The sequence below is a fragment of the Streptomyces griseofuscus genome (assembly GCF_014673495.1).
GTDB classification, from domain to species: Bacteria; Actinomycetota; Actinomycetes; order Streptomycetales; family Streptomycetaceae; genus Streptomyces; species Streptomyces murinus.
In genome coordinates, this window is sequence record NZ_CP051006.1 from 3629329 (window position 1) to 3648040 (window position 18712).

Consider the following 18712-nt stretch of genomic DNA (forward strand, 5'->3'; position numbering starts at 1 on the left):
CCGATGCGGAAGGCGGCCGCAAACTCGCCCGGGACAAAGGGGACTCAGCCACCCCTACTCGGACGCGACCGCCTCGAAGCGCCAGCGGTGCACGGCTCGCGTCACCAACCGCGGGTCCGGTTCCGGGAGTTCCGGCAGCGTCGCGTCGTACGCGTCGGCCCACCACGTGATGACCAGCACCCGGTCCTGCGGCGCGCGGAAGGTCTCGCGGCGCAACGGCTCCCGGTCGAGCCGCTGTTCGCGGGCCCAGGCGAGGAGTTCCCCGCCCCGGCCCTCGACCGCGCGCGCCTCCCACATCAGCGCGACCGTCATGAGTACAGGTTCTCCTTGCTGACCTCGTGCACATGGTCGTGGTTCCCCGGCACGTGCGGGTCCGTGACCGGCAGGGAGGAGTCGGCCGACAGGTCCCAGCTGGAGGCGGCCCGGTTGCGGGCGACCATCTCGGCGCCGAGCGCGGCCACCATCGCGCCGTTGTCCGTGCACAGCTTGGGGCGCGGCACCCGCAGCCGGATGCCGGCCGCCTCGCAGCGCTCCTGGGCGAGGACACGCAGCCGGGAGTTGGCCGCCACCCCGCCGCCGATCATCAGATGGTCGACGCCCTCGTCCTTGCAGGCGCGCACGGCCTTGCGGGTGAGCACGTCCACCACGGCCTCCTGGAAGGACGCGGCCACATCGCGCACCGGGACCTCCTCGCCGGCCGCGCGCTTCGCCTCGATCCAGCGGGCCACGGCGGTCTTGAGGCCGGAGAAGGAGAAGTCGTACGCCGGGTCGCGCGGGCCGGTCAGACCGCGCGGGAAGCTGATCGCGGCCGGGTCGCCCTCCTTGGCGTACCGGTCGATGACCGGGCCGCCGGGGAAGCCCAGGTTCAGCACCCGGGCGATCTTGTCGAAGGCCTCGCCGGCCGCGTCGTCGATGGTCGCGCCCATCGGCCGGACGTCGGAGGTGATGTCCGAGGACAGCAGCAGCGAGGAGTGGCCGCCGGAGACCAGCAGCGCCATCGTCGGCTCGGGCAGCGGGCCGTGCTCCAGCTGGTCCACGCAGATGTGGGAGGCGAGGTGGTTGACGCCGTAGAGGCGCTTGCCGAGCGCGTAGGCGTACGCCTTGGCGGCGGAGACGCCGACCAGGAGGGCGCCCGCGAGACCGGGACCCGCGGTCACCGCGATGCCGTCGAGGTCCTTGGCGCTGACCCCGGCCTCCTTCAGGGCGCGGTCGATGGTCGGGACCATCGCCTCCAGATGGGCGCGGGACGCCACCTCGGGGACGACACCGCCGAAGCGGGCGTGCTCGTCCACGCTGGAGGCGACGGCGTCGGCCAGCAGGGTGGTGCCGCGCACGATGCCGACGCCGGTCTCGTCGCAGGAGGTCTCGATGCCGAGGACGAGGGGTTCGTCAGCCATTGATCTCGGTTCCTTGAACAGATGCGGAAGGGTCGGTCAGGCGCATCACCAGGGCATCCACGTTCCCCGGCTGGTAGTAGCCGCGCCGGAACCCGATGGGGGCGAAGCCGAAGCGCTCGTACAGCTTCTGCGCGCGGAGGTTGTCCACCCGCACTTCGAGCATCACCTCGTGGCACTCGAACGCGGTCGCCGCCCGCAGCAGATCGGTCAGCAGCCGGCCGCCGAGCCCCGAGCCCTGGAGGTCGCGGGCGACGGCGATGGTCTGGACGTCGGCGAGGTCGCCGGAGGCGGCGAGGCCCGCGTAGCCGACGACCCGGCCGGTGCCGTCCTCGGCGGTGACATAGCGCCGGGTGGCCGTGGCGCCCCGGGAGTGGGCCAGCTCGGACCAGAACATGCCCCGCGACCAGGCGTCCTCGGGGAACAGGTCCTTCTCCAGCTCCAGGACCTGGTCGATGTCCCACCAGCGCATCTCGCGCAGTTCGACGGTCACTTCGGGGTGACCACCTTGTAGTTCTTGGGGACCTGGGCGTCCGGGCGGCGCAGGTACAGCGGCCGCGGCGCGGGCAGTTCCTCCCCGGCGGCCAGCCGCTCGGCGGCGAGCGCGGCCAGCGCGGCGGCGGACACATGCTCGGGCTCATGGGCGCGCGGGAACGTGTCCGGATAGAGCAGGGCGCCCGCGCCGACCGCCGGGAGTCCGGCGACCTGCTCGGCGATGTCGGCCGGGCGGTCGACGGCCGGGCCGGTCAGCCGGGTGCGGGAGTCGGCGTACGTCGCCCAGTAGACCTCCTTGCGCCGGGCGTCGGTCGCCACGACGAAGGGGCCCTTCTCGATGTCGGCGGCGTAGGCGAGGCCGTCCAGGGTGCACACGCCGTACACGGGGACGCCGAGCGCCAGGCCGAAGGTGTCGGCGGTCATCAGACCGACACGCAGTCCGGTGTAGGGGCCGGGTCCGGTGCCGACGACGATCCCGGTGACCGTCTCCAGCGTGAGTCCGGCCTCGGTGAGGACCCGGTCGACGGCCGGCAGCAGCAGCTCCCCGTGCCGGCGCGCGTCCACCTGCTTCGACGAGGCGATGACGTCCGTGCCGTCGTGCAGGGCGACGGTGACGGCGGGCGTTGCGGTATCCAGAGCGAGCAAGAGCACGCGAACAGCCTACGGCGCCCGCGCCTCGCGCACGGCCGCACGGGGCGGAGGGTCACCGGCTGCTACGGTCTGTACGAAGTACGACATATCGCGCGCGGCGGAGGTGGAAGCAGGTGGCAGGGACCAGCTCGGGAATCGTGGCCGGCCTCACCGCGGCTGCCGTCGGGGTGGTCGGCTTCCTGGCCTACGAGGCGTACGCGACGGTACCCGCGGGTCTGGGCGCCCGCCCCGCGGCGAACGGCTCACCCGGCGGGCAGGCCACGAAGGCGCCCCGGGACCGGCTCCACCCGAGCGCCCTGCCGAGCGGCTCCGGCACGGGTGAACGGGTGGTGTACTCGGTGGACGACGACCGGGTCTGGCTGGTCGGCACCGGCCACCGGGTGCTGCGCACCTTCCGCGTCCACCCGGGCACCGTGGACCCGCCCATCGGCACGTACTGGGTCACCTCCCGCTCCCACGCCGTCACCGGCACGGACGGCATCCCCATCGAACACGTGGTGCGCTTCACCACGGTCGACGGCGTCACCATCGGCTTCTCCGCCCCCGCCACCGCCGACGCCGTCCCGGCCCCCGACGCGGGCACGAAGACGGGCGGCATCCGCGAGTCCCGCGCGGACGGCGACGCGATGTGGAAATTCGCCACGATCGGCGAACGGATCATGGTCATCCGCTGAGGGCTCCGCCGGGGAAGCCGACACCTTTGGGGGCCGGCGACGTTTCAGAGCCGAAGCCCCGCGGGGCGGTGGCCCGAGAGCCGGCGGGACGGCCCCGGGACCCGGCGACCCTCTGGGGGAACGACGCGCTCACGGGGGGGCGAGGCAACCCTGTGAAGGACGCGCCCCTGGGGCCCGGGCGGTCCTGGCGGCCCGATGCCTCCCACGGGGCCGACAGACCTGTGGGAACGGCGATCCTGCGCGGCGGCGAGCGACCCTGCGCGGGGCGGCAGCGCCTGCAAGCCGCCGCCTTGCCCCTCGCGGGGCGGCAATCTCACGGGAGGGCGGCGCCCCTCCGGGTGCGGCTCCTCGCGGCGTGCCGGGCGACGGACCGGGCGAGCTCGCGGGGCCGGTGACCCGCTGCCAGGGGGGCGCGACAATCCTGCGGGCCGACGATCTCGCGGGAGCACCGGCACACCGCAGCGACCCGCCCGCCGATGGACGGTCCGACCGCGCCGGAGGTGGCGGCGCGCCCGGGAACCGGACTCCTCCGGCAGGCCGACCGGACACCGGCAGCGCCGGGCCCTGCCGCAGGCGGCCGGGCCCGCCGGGACCGGCGACCCGCGTCCTTGGAGCCGGGCGGCCTCGCACGTGCTTGCCGGCGGCGACCCCCGCGGGAACCGCTCCCGGTGGCCCGCGGCCCGGCCGCCGGGGGCTTACGCGGCTCGGCGAGGGCTGTCCGCCCGCTGCGGGGCCCGGGGCTCCGGGGGGCGCGGGGGGCTGGAGATCTGGGCCGCGGCGGCGCAGGACGCCAGGAGGGCGTGCATGGGGACCGGGGCGGGGGGCTTCGGGGGGTGGGGGGCGGGCATGGGCGCCTCCTGAGGTGCGGCGGCGTAGTTAGGCATGCCTGACTACGGGCTGGACACCATGTCATCACGCCCGCGATGGCCACGCAACATCTTGCCGACGGCCTGTCGGAAAACCCGGCCGGGTTAAGCCGTGAGGGTCTCCAGGCCCGCCTCGGCCCAGCGCGCGCCGAGCCCCGTGAGGGTCACATGCCGTACCTCGTCCGTGGTGTCGCCGACCGCGCGGTGGATGACGAGCTGAAGCCGGTCGTCGGTCAGCTCCTCGACCTTGCCCTCGCCCCACTCCACCACGATCACCGAGTCGGACAGCGAGACATCGAGGTCCAGGTCCTCCATCTCGTCCAGACCGCCGCCGAGCCGGTAGGCGTCCACATGCACGAGCGGCGGGCCGTCGCCGAGGGACGGATGCACCCGGGCGATCACGAAGGTCGGCGAGGTGACCGCGCCCCGCACCCCGAGCCCCTCCCCCAGCCCCCGGGTCAGTGTGGTCTTGCCCGCGCCCAGTTCCCCGGACAGCATCACCAGGTCCCCGGCGCGCAGCAGCTTGGCGAGGCGCCGGCCCAGCTCGCGCATCTGCTCGGGCGAGGTGATCGTCAGCCGGGTCTCGGCCCGGTCGTGCTCAGCGGGGTCGTACGGTGCTGCTGCTGGACGTTCCATAGGAACTTACGGTAGCCGCTGCGGGCACCGCTCCCGCGCGGGTGAGCAGATCGGCGAGGCGGTCTATGACCACCTCCGGGTGCTCCAGCATCACCAGATGCCCGGCGTCCGGCACCAGCACCAGCTCGGCGTCCGGCAGCTCGTCGGCTATGGCCTCGCTGTGCCCGCTCGGCGTCACCAGGTCCTGCACACCCGCGAGCACCAGCACCGGCATCTGCCGGAAGCGGGCCAGCGCCCCCGTCTTGTCGTGGTCGGTGAAGGCCGGATAGAACTCGGCGACCACATCGATCGGCGTGGACTCGATCATCCGCTCGGCGAACCGCTCCACCGCCGGGTCGATGTCCCGCCCGGCGAACGAGTACCGCTTGATGATCCCGGCGAACAGCTCCGCCGTCGCCCGGCGCCCCTTCTCCACCAGCTCCGCCTGCTGCCCGAGCGCCCTGAGCACCCCCGGCAGGATCCGGCGTATCGCGTTGACACCGGCCACCGGCAGCCCGAAGTTCACCTCGCCGAGCCGCCCCGAGGACGTGCCCACGAACGCGGTGGCGGCCACCCGCTCCGCGATCAGCTCCGGGTACTGCGCGGCGAGCGCCATCACGGTCATCCCGCCCATCGAGTGGCCGACCAGCACGAGCGGACCCTCGGGCGCGGCGGCGTCGACGACCGCCTTCAGATCCCGGCCGAGCTGATCGATGGTCAGCGGCTCCCGGTCCCGGCTCTGGGCCACGCCCCGCCCGGAGCGGCCGTGGCTGCGCTGGTCCCAGTGCACGGTGCGTACCACCCCGCGCAGGGCCGCCCGCTGGAAGTGCCAGGAGTCCTGGTTGAGGCAGTAGCCGTGGCAGAAGACGACGGTGACCGGGGCGGGCGCCTTGCGGCCGAAGAGCCGGAGCCGGCGCGCGGAGGGCGTCCCGGCCGTGTCCGGCGCCACCTCGTCGACCTCGTAGTACAGCTCGGTGCCGTCATCGGCGTACGCCTTGCCCGGGGTGCCGCGCAGGGTGCCGTAGGGCCCCGCGGAGTCCAGGGCGAGACGTGCCTTGCGGCGCACCGCGCGGCCCACCGTCATCCGCTCGACGGCGACCCCGGCCGCCGCGCCCGCGGCGAGGACGCCTATCGCGGCACCGGCGATGCCCGTCGCCCGGCGCCAGCTCCCGGCCGCCGAGGCGACGGCGTCCGTCATCGCATCCGCCCTGCTGTCGCTCATGCGCCGCTCCTCCTCGCCGTCGTACCGGCTCACCGAACCGATTCGCCGTACCGATGTTCGCCGAGACAGGGGCGACCGGGTGCGCGGATGTGACCGTTGTTACACGTGACTTGGGTCAGCCGGTCGCGGTCTTCCTCGGACGGGTTATCCGCGCACGTCCTCGTTGACGTCATCGACATAGACGCGCGGCACCCGGGTTCCGATGCGCGTGACGATCTCGTACACGATCGTGCCGCAGGCCGTCGCCCAGTCCTCGGCGGTGGGCTCGCCCCGGTCGCCGGGGCCGAAGAGCACGGCCTCGGAGCCGACCGGCGGTTCGTCGCCGCCGAGGTCCACCACGAACTGGTCCATGGCGACCCGCCCGGCTGCCGTCCGCCACTTGCCGTCCACCAGCACGGGCCCGGCGCCGGAGGCGTGCCGCGGGACGCCGTCGCCGTAACCGAGCGGGACAAGGCCGAGGGTGGTGTCGCCGGGGGTGACGTAGTGGTGGCCGTAGCTGACCCCGTGTCCGCCCGGCACCCGCTTGACCAGGGCCAGCGAGGCGCTGAGCGTCATCACCGGGCGCAGTCCGAAGTCCGCCGGGGTGCCGACCTCGGGGCTGGGCGAGAGGCCGTACATGGCGATACCGGGACGGACCAGGTCGAAATAAGTCTCCGGAAGGGTGAGCGTGGCGGGCGAGTTGGCGATGTGCCGCACCTCGGGGCGCACCCCCTGCTCCTCGGCGTACGCCACCATCTCCCGGAAGCGGGTGAGCTGGGCGTCGATGGAGGGGTGGCCCGGCTCGTCGGCGCAGGCGAAGTGCGACCACAGTCCGGTGACCCGGACCAGTCCCTCGGCCTCGGCGCGCAGCGCGGCGGCGACCAGCTCCGCCCAGTCGGCCCCGGGCTGGCAGCCGTTGCGGCCGAGCCCGGTGTCGGCCTTGAGCTGGACGCGCGCGGTCCGTCGGGCGGCGCGGGCGGCCTCGGTGACCTCCCGCAGCGCCCACATCCCGCTGAGGGACATGTCGATGTCGGCCTCGATCGCCTGCCGCCAGGGCCCGCCGGGCACCCACAGCCAGCACAGGACGCGCTGGGTCAGCCCGGCCGCGCGCAGCGCGAGGGCCTCCTCGGGCAGGGCGGTGCCGATCCAGGTGGCCCCGGCCTCGACGGCCGCGCGGGCGCAGGGCACCGCGCCGTGGCCGTATCCGTCGGCCTTGACGACGGCCATCACGGCCGCGTCCCCCACCCGGGCACGCAGGGTCCGCACATTGGCGCGCAGCGCGCCCAGATCGATCTCGGCACGGGCGCGCGGGGGGACGGTCGGCACAGTCGCAGTCTCAGTCATGGCGCCCCCAGTCTCTCAGAGCGCGCGCCCGGCTCCCGGTGGCGGTGCGGATACGGCCACCTGGCGGGCGCAGCGGGCGGTACGGGTACGGCAGTTGACCGGCGCCGGTTCCCGCGACGTCCCGTACCGCGCCCCGCCGCCTCGGTCCCGCGCGCCCCGCCGCCTCGGTCCCGCGCGCCCCGCCGCCTCGGCGCCGCACATCCAGCCGCCTCAGTCCTCCAGCACGTCCCGCCACGCCTCCGGCACGCACTCCGCCACGTCATGCGCACCGGCCGGCGCGCCCTGAGCCGCGAACCGGCCCGCCAGGCCGTGCAGATACGCGGCGACGCTGCCCGCGTCCAGGGCGGACAGGCCCGCGGCGAGCAGCGAGCCGCCGAGGCCGGAGAGCACATCGCCGCTGCCCGCGGTGGCCAGCCAGGGGGTGCCGGTGGCGTTCACCCGTACCGCGCCGCCCGCCGCGTCCGCGACCAGCGTGGTCGAGCCCTTCAGCAGCACCGTCGCCCGGTACACCGCCGCCAGTTCGCGCACCGCGGCCAGCCGGGCGCCCTCGACCTCCTCGCGCGCCACCCCGAGCAGGGCCGCGGCCTCGCCCGCGTGGGGTGTCATCAAGGTGGGCGCGTCCCGCCCTCGTACGGCGTCCCGGTCCGCGAGCCGCAGCCCGTCCGCGTCCAGCAGCACCGGCACCTCGGCGGCCAGCACCTCGGCGACGGTCGCCGCGTCGTCGCCCGCGCCGGGACCGGTGACCCAGGCCTGCACCCGGCCCGCCTTGGCCGGTCCCCGGTCGGAGACCAGGATCTCGGGGAAGCGGGCGATGACCGCCTCCGCGGCCGGGCCGACGTAGCGCACCGCCCCCGCGCCGCCGCGCAGCGCCCCGGAGACGGCGAGCACCGCGGCGCCCGGATAGCGCCCGGAGCCGGCCGCGACGCCGACCACGCCCCGCCGGTACTTGTCGCTCTCGGCGGCCGGACGCGGCAGCAGGCGCGCCACGTCCGCGTGTTGCAGCGCCTCCAGTTCGGGCTCGGCGGGCGGTTCCAGGCCGATGTCGACCAGCCGTACGACCCCGGCGTACTCCCGCGCCGGGTCCACCAGCAGTCCGGGCTTGTACGTGCCGAAGGTGACGGTGAGGTCCGCCTGTACGGCCGCGCCCCGCACCTGACCGCTGTCCGCCTCGACCCCGCTGGGCAGGTCCACCGCGACCACCGCGGCCCGGGTCCGCGCCACCGCCTCCACCAGCCGCTCGGCGTCGGGCCGCAGCCCGCCCTTGCCGCCGATCCCGACGATGCCGTCCACCACGAGGTCGGCCCGCCCGATCGCGTCGCCGGCCGCCTCGGGCGCGACACTCACGCCCCCGGCCCGCCGCAGCGCGGCCAGCCCCTGGGCGTGCGCCCGCTCCGGCGACAGGAGGACGGCCGTCACTCCGGCCCCCCGTCGCGCCAGCCGGGCACCGGCGTACAGGGCGTCGCCGCCGTTGTCGCCGCTGCCGATCAGCAGGACCACCCGGCTGCCGTACACCCGGCCCAGCAGTTCGGCGCAGGCGGCGCTCAGTCCGGCGGCCGCCCGCTGCATCAGCGCCCCCTCGGGCAGCCGTGCCATCAGGGCCCGCTCGGCCGCCCGCACCGTCTCCACGCTGTACGCACTCCGCATGGCACCGAGTCTGCCCCGTAACCCCCACCGTCCACACCCGGGCCCGGCCGGTCGGCCCCGGACGTCCGCGCCGGAGCCGGTCAGCCCTCGGCGACCACCACGGCCGAGGCGATGCCCGCGTCATGGCTGAGGGAGATGTGCCAGGACCGCACCCCCAGCTCGGCGGCGCGCGCGGCGACCGTGCCACGCACCCGCAGCCGCGGCCGCCCGTTGTCCTCGACGTACACCTCGGCGTCCGTCCACAGCAGCCCCGGCGGTGCCCCGAGCACCTTGGCCAGCGCCTCCTTCGCCGCGAACCGGGCCGCCAGCGAGGCGATACCGCGCCGCTCGCCGCTGGGCAGCAGCAACTCCGCGGCCACGAACAGCCGGTCGGCCAGCTGCGGGGTCCGCTCCAGGGACGCCCGGAAACGGTCGATCTCCGCCACGTCGATCCCGACTCCGATGATGCTCATGGGCAGCACCCTAGGCGGGTGGCGTCCCGTCCATCCCCTCTACGCTTCCGGCATGACGAGCACCACGCCCCAACAGGGCTACCTCACCGACCTGTTCTCGCTGGACGGCCGTGTCGCCATGGTGACCGGGGGCAGTTCCGGCATCGGCCGGGCCATCGCCGGGGCGCTGGCGCGGGCCGGGGCGAGTGTGGTGGTCGTGGCCCGGGGCGAGGAGCAACGGGCGGCCACCGTCGAGGAGTTGACGGCAGACGGCTGCCGGGCGGCCGGGGTGGCCGGGGACCTCGGCAGCCGGACGGGCGTCCGGGCGGCGGCCGAGGCCGCCGCGGAGGTGTTCGGGGAGCCGGACATCCTGGTGAACTCGGCCGGGATCAATCTGCGGCCCCCGATGGACGAGCTGACCGAGGACGTCTGGGACGCCACCATGGCCGTGAACCTGGAGGCGCCCTTCCTGCTGGGGCAGCGGTTCGGGCCCGGCATGGCCGAGCGCGGCTTCGGGCGGATCATCCACATCAGCTCCCAGCAGGCGCACCGGGCCTTCGTGGGCAGCGGCGCGTACGGCGTCTCCAAGGGCGCGCTGGAGTCGCTCGCCCGCTCGCAGGCGGAGGCGTGGTCGCCGTACGGGGTCACCTGCAACACCCTGGTGCCGGGCTTCGTGATGACCCCGCTCAACGCGCGGCTGTCCGCCGACCCCGGGAAGGTCGCGGCGCTGGCCGCGCGCACCATGACCGGGCGCAACGGCCTCCCAGGGGACTTCGCGGGCGCCGCCGTCTTCCTCGCGAGCCGCGCCTCCGCCTACGTCACGGGCCAGTCGATCCACGTCGACGGAGGCTTCTCGGTGCATTAACCGTCGCCGGGCGCGCTACTCCACGGTCACCGACTTGGCCAGGTTCCGCGGCTGGTCCACCTCGTTGCCCCGGGCCGCGGCCAGCTCGCAGGCGAAGACCTGGAGCGGCACCGTGGCCACCACCGGCTGGAGCAGGGTCGGCGTGGCCGGGATACGGATCAGATGGTCGGCGTACGGGACGACCGCCTCGTCGCCCTCCTCCGCGATCACGATGGTGCGCGCCCCGCGCGCCCGGATCTCCTGGATGTTGGAGACGATCTTGTCGTGCAGCAGCGAGCGGTTGCGCGGCGACGGTACGACGACCACCACCGGCATGTCCTCCTCGATCAGCGCGATCGGCCCGTGCTTCAGCTCGCCCGCCGCGAAGCCCTCGGCGTGCATATAAGCGAGTTCCTTGAGCTTGAGCGCGCCTTCGAGGGCGACCGGGTAGCCGACGTGCCGGCCCAGGAAGAGCACGGTGTCCTTGCCCGCCAGGGTGCGCGCCAGTGCCCGTACCGGCTCCATGGTCTCCAGGACCCGCTCGACCTCCTCGGAGATCTTGGACAGGTCCTTGATCACCGCCTGGATCTCGTCGCCCCACTTGGTGCCGCGCACCTGGCACAGGTACAGGGCGACCAGGTAGCAGGCGACCAGCTGGGTCAGGAACGCCTTGGTGGAGGCGACCGCGACCTCGGGCCCGGCGTGCGTGTACAGCACCGCGTCCGACTCGCGCGGGATCGTGGAGCCGTTGGTGTTGCAGATGGCCAGCACCTTGGAGCCCTGCTCACGGGCGTGCCGCAGCGCCATCAGGGTGTCCATGGTCTCGCCCGACTGGGAGATCGCGATCACCAGGGAGCGGCCGCCGAGGATCGGGTCCCGGTAGCGGAACTCGCTGGCCAGCTCGACCTCGCAGGGGATCCGCGTCCAGTGCTCGATGGCGTACTTGGCGATCAGCCCGGCGTGGAAGGCCGTACCGCAGGCCACGATCACGACCTTGTCGATCTGGCGCAGATCGGCGGGGGTGATCCGCAGCTCGTCCAGGGTGAGCGAGCCGGACGGGTCGATCCGGCCGAGCAGGGTGTCGGCGACCGCCTTGGGCTGCTCGGCGATCTCCTTGAGCATGAAGTAGTCGTAGCCGTCCTTCTCGGCGGCCGAGGCGTCCCAGTCCACGTGGTAGGAGTGCACCTCGGCGGGCAGCCCGTCGAAGCCGGTCACGGTCACCCCGTCGCGGCGCAGCTCCACCACCTGGTCCTGGCCCAGCTCGATCGCCGAGCGGGTGTGCGCGATGAACGCGGCGACATCGGAGGCGAGGAACGCCTCGCCCTCGCCGACGCCGACCACCAGCGGGGAGTTGCGGCGCGCGCCGACCACCACGTCCGGGGCGTCCGCGTGCACCGCGACCAGCGTGAACGCGCCCTCCAGACGCCGGCACACCAGCCGCATCGCCTCCGCGAGATCGCCGGCCACCGAGTACTCCTCGGCCAGCAGATGCGCGACGACCTCGGTGTCCGTCTCGGAGTTCAGCTCATGGCCGCGTTCGGCGAGTTCGGCACGCAGCAGCGCGAAGTTCTCGATGATGCCGTTGTGGACGACGGCGACCCGGCCCGCGTTGTCCAGATGCGGGTGCGCGTTGTCGTCGGTGGGGCCCCCGTGGGTGGCCCAGCGAGTGTGTCCGATGCCCGTCGAACCGGCCGGCAGCGGCCGTTCGACCAGGTCCTTCTCCAGGTTGACCAGTTTCCCGGCCTTCTTCGCGGCGGCCAGACCGCCGTCCGCCAGCAGGGCGACGCCCGCCGAGTCGTATCCCCGGTACTCCAGTCGCTTCAGCCCGGCCATCACGACATCGAGCGCCGACTGCGACCCTACGTATCCCACGATTCCGCACATGAGCCGCAGCCTACGGGCCGATCGACCGTCAAAAGTGGCGCCGCGTGCCCGATTTCGGAAATCCTGGGCCCGTTCAGAGCACATCCGCGGCCTGTTCGTGACGCATCCGAGCCATCCGCACAACCGTGCGACCGTGTCGGGGGTCTACCGGCTGAACGTCGTAAGCGAACACCGGGAGACACACAGGTGAAGCGTAGACATCGCACCGTCCTCGCCACGGCCGTCGCCGCGACGCTGGCCGGGGGCCTGACCGTAGGGCTGTCCGGACCCGCCACCGCGGCCGGCTCGGGCACGACGACCGGCTCGGGCACGGTGGCCGCGAAGCGGCCCCTGACCGACTTCAACGGCGACGGGTACGGCGACTTCGCCGTCACCGCCCCGGCCGCCCGGCTGAACGGCAAGTGGCGGGTGGGCGCGGTCACCGTCCTCTACGGCTCCGCCCAGGGCGCCTCGGCGGCCCGGCGCACCACCATCACCCAGGACGCCTCCTGGGTGCCGGGCGCGGCCGAGAACGGCGATCTGTTCGGCGCCGCCACCACCGCGGGCGACTTCGACCACGACGGCTACACCGACCTCGCCGTCGGCACCCCGCTGGAGGACGTGGGCACGGACGTCAACGGCGGCCTGGTGCAGATCATGTGGGGCTCCCCGAAGGGCCTGACCTCCGCCACCACGATCCCCGACCCGGCCCCGGCCGCCCACGACCGCTTCGGCGCCTCGCTCGCGGCCGGCGACTTCGACGGCGACGGCCGCACCGACCTGGCCGTCGGCACCAACGGCTCCACCCTCTACACCTTCCGCAAGGGCATCTCCCGCGGCGGCAAGGCCGGCGCCCTCGCCACCCGCACCCTGCCGCTGCGCGCCGCGCCGGAGGCCGGGATCATCAACCTCACCGCCGGGGACGTCACCGGCGACGGCCGCGCGGACCTGATGGTCAACGGCCTGAACCCGGCCAAGGGCGCCGACGGCACGTACTACAACGTCAACTACTTCGTGCCCGGCACCGCCACCGGACCCTCCACCACCAGCGCCAAGAAGATGCCCGGCGGGGTCGCCGGCGCCATCGGCGACCTCGACGGCGACGGCCGTGGCGACATCGTCACCGGCGTCTACTGGGGCAGGAACAGCGCGAACGGCCCGATCGGCGGCAAGGTCGTCGTCACCTACGGCTCCGCCTCGGGCCCCTCCAGCCGCGTCCAGACCATCACCCAGGAGTCCGGCACCGTTCCCGGCGACTCCGAGAGCTGGGACAAGTTCGGCCAGTCGGTCGCCCTCGGCGACATCAACGGCGACGGCCTGCTCGACCTGGCCATCGGCGCCCCGCAGGAGAACATGCGGCTGTGGGGGCACATGTACTACAACATGGGCACCGTCACCGTGCTCTACGGCTCGAAGTCGGGCGTCGACACCAGCGCCGCGCCGCAGTACTTCTACCAGGGCAACCACGACGTCCCCGGCGACCCGAACGGCAACTTCGGTACGGCCGTGCTGCTCACCGACCTCGACCACGACGGCGGCGCCGACCTGATCGCCGGCACCCCGTGGGCGGACAACGGCGACGGCACCGTCACCGTGCTGCCCTCCGGCATCGCGGCGGACGGCACCCGCCGGATCGGCACCGCGGGGGCCCAGTTGTTCAAGCCCGGGCAGGTCGGGATGGAGATCCTCAACGCCATCCCGGAGTTCGGCAGCGTTCTCCAGAACTCCCGTCAGGTGTCCCTGATCAACACCTGACCGGCGCCCGAGGCACCGGCCGGTGCGGGGGTGGGGGCGTCCGCGTGACACACACCACTGTCGGCGTGACGTACCCCACCCCGCCACCCCGTTCAAACTCCGTTAACAATGGAATGTGATCTCACCGGTCCCCTCGATGCCCCGGAGCGCCCACCGGCACAGGCCGGAGGCGACTCCCTACGTCGACCTCACCCGAGCCGAGTGGAGCGCGCTGCGCGACAAGACGCCGCTGCCGCTCACCGCCGAGGAGGTGGAGAAGCTGCGCGGTCTGGGCGATGTGATCGACCTGGACGAGGTGCGCGACATCTACCTCCCGCTGTCGCGCCTGCTGAACCTCTACGTCGGCGCGACCGACGGCCTGCGCGGCGCGCTGAACACGTTCCTCGGTGAGAAGGGCTCCCAGTCCGGCACGCCGTTCGTGATAGGCGTCGCCGGCTCGGTCGCCGTCGGCAAGTCCACCGTCGCCCGTCTCCTCCAGGCCCTGCTGTCCCGCTGGCCCGAGCATCCGCACGTGGAGCTGGTCACCACCGACGGCTTCCTGCTGCCGACCAGGGAGCTGGAGGCCCGCGGCCTGATGTCCCGCAAGGGCTTCCCCGAGTCCTACGACCGCCGCGCGCTGACCCGTTTCGTCGCCGACATCAAGGCCGGCAAGAGCGAGGTGACGGCCCCCGTCTACTCGCACCTCATCTACGACATCGTCCCGGAGCAGAAGCTCACGGTCCGCCGCCCCGACATCCTGATCGTGGAGGGCCTGAACGTCCTTCAGCCCGCCCTGCCCGGCAAGGACGGCCGCACCCGCGTGGGCCTCGCCGACTACTTCGACTTCAGCGTGTACGTCGACGCGAGCGGCGAGGACATCGAGCGCTGGTACCTCAACCGCTTCCGCAAACTGCGCCAGACGGCCTTCCAGGACCCGGACTCGTACTTCCGCAAGTACACCCAGGTCTCCGAGGACGAGGCCCTGGACTACGCCCGCACCCTGTGGCGCACGATCAACAAACCCAACCTGACCGAGAACATCGCCCCGACCAGGGGCCGCGCCACCCTGATCGTCCGCAAGGGCCCGGACCACAAGGTCCAGCGCCTCCGCCTGCGCAAGCTGTAGAGGCGCCACGAAGGGGCGCGGGGAACCGCGCGACCGGCCACGGCGAGAGCCGCGGCCGGCGACGCACGGTCCCCCGCGCCCCGAACCCGCAAAATCCTTATCCCAGGGCCGACTTCACCGCATCGGCAAGGCGCGACGCGACCGACCTCGCCTGCTCGATGTCCGCCGCCTCGACCATGACGCGCACCAGCGGCTCGGTCCCCGACGGCCGCAGCAACACCCGCCCCGTGGAGCCGAGTTCCCGCTCGGCCTCGGAGACCGCCGCGGCCAGGTCGGCGGAGGTGCGCACCCGCGACTTGTCCACGTCCGGCACGTTGATCAGCACCTGCGGCAACCGCTCCATCGCGGACGCCAGTTCACGCAGGCTACGGCCGCTCTGCGCCACCCGCGCCGCCAGCAGCAGGCCCGTCAGCGTCCCGTCACCCGTCGTCGCGTGGTCGAGGACGATCACATGCCCGGACTGCTCACCGCCGAGCGCGTACCCGTGCTGCTTCATCTCCTCCAGCACATACCGGTCGCCGACCGCGGTCTGCACCAGCTGGATCCCGGCCTTCTCCATCGCCAGCTTGAAGCCGAGGTTGGACATCACGGTCGCCACCACGGTGTCGGCCCGCAGCGCGGAGCGCTCCCGCATCGCCAGTGCCAGCACCGCGAGGATCTGGTCGCCGTCGACCTCCTCGCCGGTGTGGTCCACCGCGAGGCACCGGTCGGCGTCACCGTCGTGCGCGATGCCGAGATCCGCGCCGTGCTCGACCACCGCCGCCTTGAGCAGTCCGAGATGGGTCGAGCCGCAGCCGTCGTTGATGTTGAGTCCGTCCGGCTCCGCGCCGATCGTGACGACCTGGGCACCGGCCCGGGTGAACGCCTCCGGCGAGACCCCCGCGGCCGCGCCGTGCGCCTCGTCCAGGACGATCTTCAGCCCGTCGAGCCGGTTGGGCAGCGCCGACAGCAGATGGCCGACGTACTGCTCGAAACCCTCGTCGTACGGCCGCAGCCGCCCCACTCCGGCGCCCGTCGGCCGCTCCCAGGGCTCACCGTGCCGGTGGGACTCGTAGACCGCCTCGATCCGGTCCTCCAGCTCGTCGGCGAGCTTGTGACCGCCGCGCGCGAAGAACTTGATGCCGTTGTCCGGCATGGCGTTGTGGCTGGCGGAGAGCATCACACCGAGGTCGGCGCCGAGCGCGCCGGTGAGATGGGCCACCGCCGGCGTCGGCAGCACGCCGACCAGCAGGACGTCCACGCCCGCGCTCGCCAGGCCCGCGGCCACCGCGGCCTCCAGGAACTCCCCGGACGCACGCGGGTCCCGACCGACCACGGCCTTCGGCCGATGGCCCGCGAAGGTACCCGCCTCGGCCAGCACATGCGCCGCGGCCACGGAGAGGCCGAGGGCCATCTCCGCGGTCAGATCCGCGTTGGCGACACCGCGCACGCCGTCCGTGCCGAAGAGTCGTCCCACTTGTCCTCCTGAGGAAGCGTCGATGGCGTAAACGGACGGGCGCCGCAGGAATGGGGGGCGCCTCGCCATCCGATCACACAAGCCTTTGAGCGTCTTGTGTCGTTATACGCCCTTGGCTGGGATAAACGAACGCCCCGACGGCACATGTGGCGTGCCGCCGGGGCGTTCGGAGTACGAGCAGCAGCTCCCGCTGTTTAGCGCTTGCTGTACTGCGGAGCCTTGCGGGCCTTCTTCAGACCGGCCTTCTTCCGCTCGACCGCGCGGTCGTCGCGGCGCAGGAAGCCGGCCTTCTTCAGGGCACCACGGTTGTTGTCGACGTCCGCCTCGTTCAGCGCACGGGCGACACCGAGACGGAGCGCACCGGCCTGACCGGAGACGCCGCCACCCGCGATGCGGGCGATGACGTCGTAGCGGCCCTCGAGCTCGAGCACCTTGAAGGGCTCGTTGACCTCCTGCTGGTGCACCTTGTTCGGGAAGTAGTCCTCGAGGGTGCGGCCGTTGATCTTCCACTTGCCGGTGCCCGGGACGATCCGGACGCGGGCAATGGCGTTCTTGCGACGGCCCAGGCCGGCGGCCGGCTGGGGCTCGCCGAAGCGGGAGGCCATGGACTCCGAGGTGTACTCACCCTCGACGGGGACCTCGGACTCGGTGGTGTAGCTGTCGATGTCAAGCTCTTCGAGCGGCTGCTCGGCAGTGGTCTCGGCCACGATTCTCCTCAGATTCTCTTCAGCTTTGGGGGTGGCCGGAATTACTGCGCGACCTGGGTGATTTCGAACGGCACCGGCTGCTGGGCAGCGTGCGGGTGCTGGTCACCCTTGTAGACCTTCAGCTTCGAGAGCATCTGACGGCCCAGAGTGTTCTTGGGGAGCATGCCCTTGACGGCCTTCTCGACGGCCTTCTCGGGGTTGTTCGCCAGCAGGTCGTCGTAGCGGACCGCACGCAGACCACCCGGGTAGCCGGAGTGGCGGTACGCCATCTTCTGGGTCCGCTTGTTGCCGGACAGGTGCACCTTGTCGGCGTTGATGATGATGACGAAGTCACCGGTGTCGACGTGAGGCGCGTAGATCGCCTTGTGCTTGCCCCGGAGCAGGGACGCGGCAGTGGTGGCGAGACGACCCAGGACGACGTCCTGAGCGTCAATGACGTGCCACTGGCGCGTCACATCGCCGGGCTTGGGGCTGTACGTACGCACGGTTCGTAGCCTTCGCTTCGAGTGAATGGTCCTGAACAGGTCACCGAAACGATCACGACAGCCTCGACCGCACCGCGGTGACGCAAACCGCGTGCTGATCGCTGGTCATCGGCCCGGTGGACCGGTGTAAGGGCCCGTCCCGTGAGAATGAGCAAGCCAATACACAACGAAGAAGCAGGTTACCTGGCGGCCCCCGGACGGGTCAAAACGAGGCAGGCCGCCCGGCGGGCCGCCGCTCGGTACTCGCCGTGATCCCCCGCGTCTAAGATGCGCCCCATGAGTAATGGGCAGGGGGGACCCCAGTCTCAGTGGGATCCCTGGAAACCGCAATCGCAGCAGCCCCAGCAGCAGCCTCAGCAGCCCTGGAGCGGCGGCGGCGACGAGGGGACACCCGACTGGGCCGCGCTCGCGGAGGCCTCGGAGAACCGCGGCAGGCGGCGCAAGCTGCTGTTCATCGGCGGCGGCGCGCTCGCCACGGTCGCCATCGGCGCCGCGGTCGCCCTCGCCGTCGTCTCCGCGAACGGCCACAACGACGCCTCCGGGCACCCCACCAAGGCGCCCAGCGCCTCACTGCCCGACGGCTCCCCCACCGCGCCGTCCTTCGCGCCCACCAGCGCCCCGCCGCCGCTGGACCCGAAGGTCTTCATATCCAGCGCCAAGAAGGACACCGCGCCGCTGAGCCCCGCCACCCTGTTCCCGGACGCGCGGCTCACCATGGGCAGCACGGTGTACAAGAAGGGCGCCACCGGCGACACCACCAGCTGCGCGGCGGCGGCCGGCGGCTCGCTGCCCAAGATCCTCGCCGCCGACGGCTGCACCCGGGTGATGCGCGCCACGTACACCAACGGCGACATCGCGGTCACCGTCGGCGTCGCCCTGTTCGACACCGAGGCCCAGGCCACGAAGGCCCGGCAGCAGACGGACGACCACAGCATCGTGCGCGCGCTGCCCGGCAAGGGCGTCGCCGCCTTCTGCGACGGCGCGACCTGCCGCTCGACCCGCAACGCCTACGGCCGCTACGCCTACTTCACCCTCGCCGGCTTCACCAACGGCAAGAACGTCACCACCAAGGACACCGCGGTCTTCCGCGCCGGTGACGATGTGGCGGAGTTCACCTTCCAGCAGATCCACCGACGCGGCCAGGCCCAGGCGTCGGCGGCGGCGAACCGCTAGAGAGGTCCT

At 72.8% G+C, this 18712-nt stretch carries 18 protein-coding genes; 5 read left to right on the top strand and 13 right to left on the bottom strand.

Features of this window, described 5'->3' with window-relative positions:
• Positions 1-54: 54 nt before the first annotated feature.
• Genes HEP81_RS15930 through tsaB form a run of 4 tightly spaced genes read right to left on the bottom strand, consistent with a single transcriptional unit; the run spans position 55 to position 2540 of the window.
• A complete protein-coding gene (locus HEP81_RS15930) occupies positions 55-312 on the bottom strand; it encodes a hypothetical protein (protein WP_037657613.1) in 258 nt (85 codons plus the stop codon).
• On the bottom strand, positions 309-1397 hold the full coding sequence (gene tsaD, locus HEP81_RS15935) for a tRNA (adenosine(37)-N6)-threonylcarbamoyltransferase complex transferase subunit TsaD (RefSeq protein WP_037657611.1): 1089 nt from the start codon (positions 1395-1397) through the stop codon (positions 309-311). Before tsaD ends, HEP81_RS15930 begins: the two co-directional genes overlap by 4 nt.
• Positions 1390-1866, bottom strand: coding sequence for a ribosomal protein S18-alanine N-acetyltransferase (rimI, locus tag HEP81_RS15940; protein WP_051850281.1), 477 nt, complete (start codon positions 1864-1866; stop codon positions 1390-1392). Before rimI ends, tsaD begins: the two co-directional genes overlap by 8 nt.
• A 17-nt stretch (positions 1867-1883) precedes the next feature.
• Positions 1884-2540: a tRNA (adenosine(37)-N6)-threonylcarbamoyltransferase complex dimerization subunit type 1 TsaB gene (gene tsaB / locus HEP81_RS15945; RefSeq protein ID WP_037657609.1), complete on the bottom strand. Its 657-nt coding sequence runs from the start codon at positions 2538-2540 to the stop codon at positions 1884-1886.
• Positions 2541-2653: 113 nt separating this feature from the next.
• Between tsaB and HEP81_RS15950 the strand changes: the two genes are divergently transcribed.
• Complete coding sequence (locus tag HEP81_RS15950; RefSeq protein WP_037657608.1) at positions 2654-3214, top strand: hypothetical protein; 561 nt, start codon at positions 2654-2656, stop codon at positions 3212-3214.
• Positions 3215-4185: 971 nt separating this feature from the next.
• On the opposite strand, the gene tsaE is transcribed toward HEP81_RS15950, so the two are convergent.
• From tsaE to HEP81_RS15975, 5 genes are all read right to left on the bottom strand, one after another.
• Positions 4186-4716, bottom strand: a complete 531-nt coding sequence (gene tsaE / locus HEP81_RS15955) for a tRNA (adenosine(37)-N6)-threonylcarbamoyltransferase complex ATPase subunit type 1 TsaE (protein ID WP_037657605.1) — start codon at positions 4714-4716, stop codon at positions 4186-4188.
• On the bottom strand, positions 4679-5917 hold the full coding sequence (locus tag HEP81_RS15960; protein ID WP_037657603.1) for an alpha/beta fold hydrolase: 1239 nt from the start codon (positions 5915-5917) through the stop codon (positions 4679-4681). Before HEP81_RS15960 ends, tsaE begins: the two co-directional genes overlap by 38 nt.
• A gap of 144 nt (positions 5918-6061) precedes the next feature.
• A complete protein-coding gene (alr, locus tag HEP81_RS15965; protein ID WP_037657601.1) occupies positions 6062-7240 on the bottom strand; it encodes an alanine racemase in 1179 nt (392 codons plus the stop codon).
• A gap of 210 nt (positions 7241-7450) precedes the next feature.
• Entirely contained in the window at positions 7451-8884 is a 1434-nt protein-coding gene (locus HEP81_RS15970; protein ID WP_172636879.1) for an NAD(P)H-hydrate dehydratase, read from the bottom strand.
• 80 nt (positions 8885-8964) lie between these two features.
• A complete protein-coding gene (locus HEP81_RS15975; RefSeq protein WP_037657599.1) occupies positions 8965-9336 on the bottom strand; it encodes a holo-ACP synthase in 372 nt (123 codons plus the stop codon).
• 52 nt (positions 9337-9388) lie between these two features.
• Here HEP81_RS15975 and HEP81_RS15980 point away from each other — a divergent pair, with 52 nt between their 5' ends.
• On the top strand, positions 9389-10180 hold the full coding sequence (locus HEP81_RS15980; protein ID WP_037657597.1) for an SDR family NAD(P)-dependent oxidoreductase: 792 nt from the start codon (positions 9389-9391) through the stop codon (positions 10178-10180).
• Between the two features lie 15 nt (positions 10181-10195).
• Here the strand turns inward: HEP81_RS15980 and glmS are convergent, their stop codons facing one another.
• On the bottom strand, positions 10196-12043 hold the full coding sequence (gene glmS, locus HEP81_RS15985) for a glutamine--fructose-6-phosphate transaminase (isomerizing) (protein WP_078967450.1): 1848 nt from the start codon (positions 12041-12043) through the stop codon (positions 10196-10198).
• Positions 12044-12229: 186 nt separating this feature from the next.
• On the opposite strand from glmS, the gene HEP81_RS15990 reads away from it, so the two are divergent.
• Positions 12230-13777 carry an FG-GAP-like repeat-containing protein gene (locus tag HEP81_RS15990; RefSeq protein WP_051850277.1) on the top strand — a complete coding sequence of 516 codons (1548 nt, stop codon included), beginning with the start codon at positions 12230-12232 and terminating at the stop codon, positions 13775-13777.
• A 136-nt stretch (positions 13778-13913) separates the two neighbouring features.
• Positions 13914-14882 carry a type I pantothenate kinase gene (gene coaA, locus HEP81_RS15995; RefSeq protein WP_051850276.1) on the top strand — a complete coding sequence of 323 codons (969 nt, stop codon included), beginning with the start codon at positions 13914-13916 and terminating at the stop codon, positions 14880-14882.
• 97 nt (positions 14883-14979) lie between these two features.
• On the opposite strand, the gene glmM is transcribed toward coaA, so the two are convergent.
• From glmM to rplM, 3 genes are all read right to left on the bottom strand, one after another.
• Positions 14980-16338, bottom strand: a complete 1359-nt coding sequence (gene glmM, locus HEP81_RS16000; protein WP_037657590.1) for a phosphoglucosamine mutase — start codon at positions 16336-16338, stop codon at positions 14980-14982.
• A gap of 194 nt (positions 16339-16532) precedes the next feature.
• Complete coding sequence (gene rpsI / locus HEP81_RS16005; protein ID WP_010036632.1) at positions 16533-17045, bottom strand: 30S ribosomal protein S9; 513 nt, start codon at positions 17043-17045, stop codon at positions 16533-16535.
• A gap of 41 nt (positions 17046-17086) precedes the next feature.
• Positions 17087-17530, bottom strand: coding sequence for a 50S ribosomal protein L13 (gene rplM / locus HEP81_RS16010; protein ID WP_037657589.1), 444 nt, complete (start codon positions 17528-17530; stop codon positions 17087-17089).
• A gap of 276 nt (positions 17531-17806) precedes the next feature.
• Between rplM and HEP81_RS16015 the strand changes: the two genes are divergently transcribed.
• Positions 17807-18703, top strand: a complete 897-nt coding sequence (locus HEP81_RS16015) for a hypothetical protein (protein ID WP_037657585.1) — start codon at positions 17807-17809, stop codon at positions 18701-18703.
• The last annotated feature ends 9 nt before the right edge of the window (positions 18704-18712 follow it).

What these genes read in the sequence shown, in the direction of transcription:
- HEP81_RS15980 (WP_037657597.1), top strand. Translation starts at nt 9,389, where the DNA reads ATGACGAGCACCACGCCCCAACAGGGCTACCTCACCGACCTGTTCTCG.
- tsaD (WP_037657611.1), bottom strand. Translation starts at nt 1,397, where the DNA reads ATGGCTGACGAACCCCTCGTCCTCGGCATCGAGACCTCCTGCGACGAG.
- alr (WP_037657601.1), bottom strand. Translation starts at nt 7,240, where the DNA reads ATGACTGAGACTGCGACTGTGCCGACCGTCCCCCCGCGCGCCCGTGCC.
- rimI (WP_051850281.1), bottom strand. Translation starts at nt 1,866, where the DNA reads ATGCGCTGGTGGGACATCGACCAGGTCCTGGAGCTGGAGAAGGACCTG.
- HEP81_RS16015 (WP_037657585.1), top strand. Translation starts at nt 17,807, where the DNA reads ATGAGTAATGGGCAGGGGGGACCCCAGTCTCAGTGGGATCCCTGGAAA.
- HEP81_RS15975 (WP_037657599.1), bottom strand. Translation starts at nt 9,336, where the DNA reads ATGAGCATCATCGGAGTCGGGATCGACGTGGCGGAGATCGACCGTTTC.
- glmS (WP_078967450.1), bottom strand. Translation starts at nt 12,043, where the DNA reads ATGTGCGGAATCGTGGGATACGTAGGGTCGCAGTCGGCGCTCGATGTC.
- tsaE (WP_037657605.1), bottom strand. Translation starts at nt 4,716, where the DNA reads ATGGAACGTCCAGCAGCAGCACCGTACGACCCCGCTGAGCACGACCGG.
- HEP81_RS15930 (WP_037657613.1), bottom strand. Translation starts at nt 312, where the DNA reads ATGACGGTCGCGCTGATGTGGGAGGCGCGCGCGGTCGAGGGCCGGGGC.
- HEP81_RS15960 (WP_037657603.1), bottom strand. Translation starts at nt 5,917, where the DNA reads ATGAGCGACAGCAGGGCGGATGCGATGACGGACGCCGTCGCCTCGGCG.
- HEP81_RS15970 (WP_172636879.1), bottom strand. Translation starts at nt 8,884, where the DNA reads ATGCGGAGTGCGTACAGCGTGGAGACGGTGCGGGCGGCCGAGCGGGCC.
- coaA (WP_051850276.1), top strand. Translation starts at nt 13,914, where the DNA reads ATGCCCCGGAGCGCCCACCGGCACAGGCCGGAGGCGACTCCCTACGTC.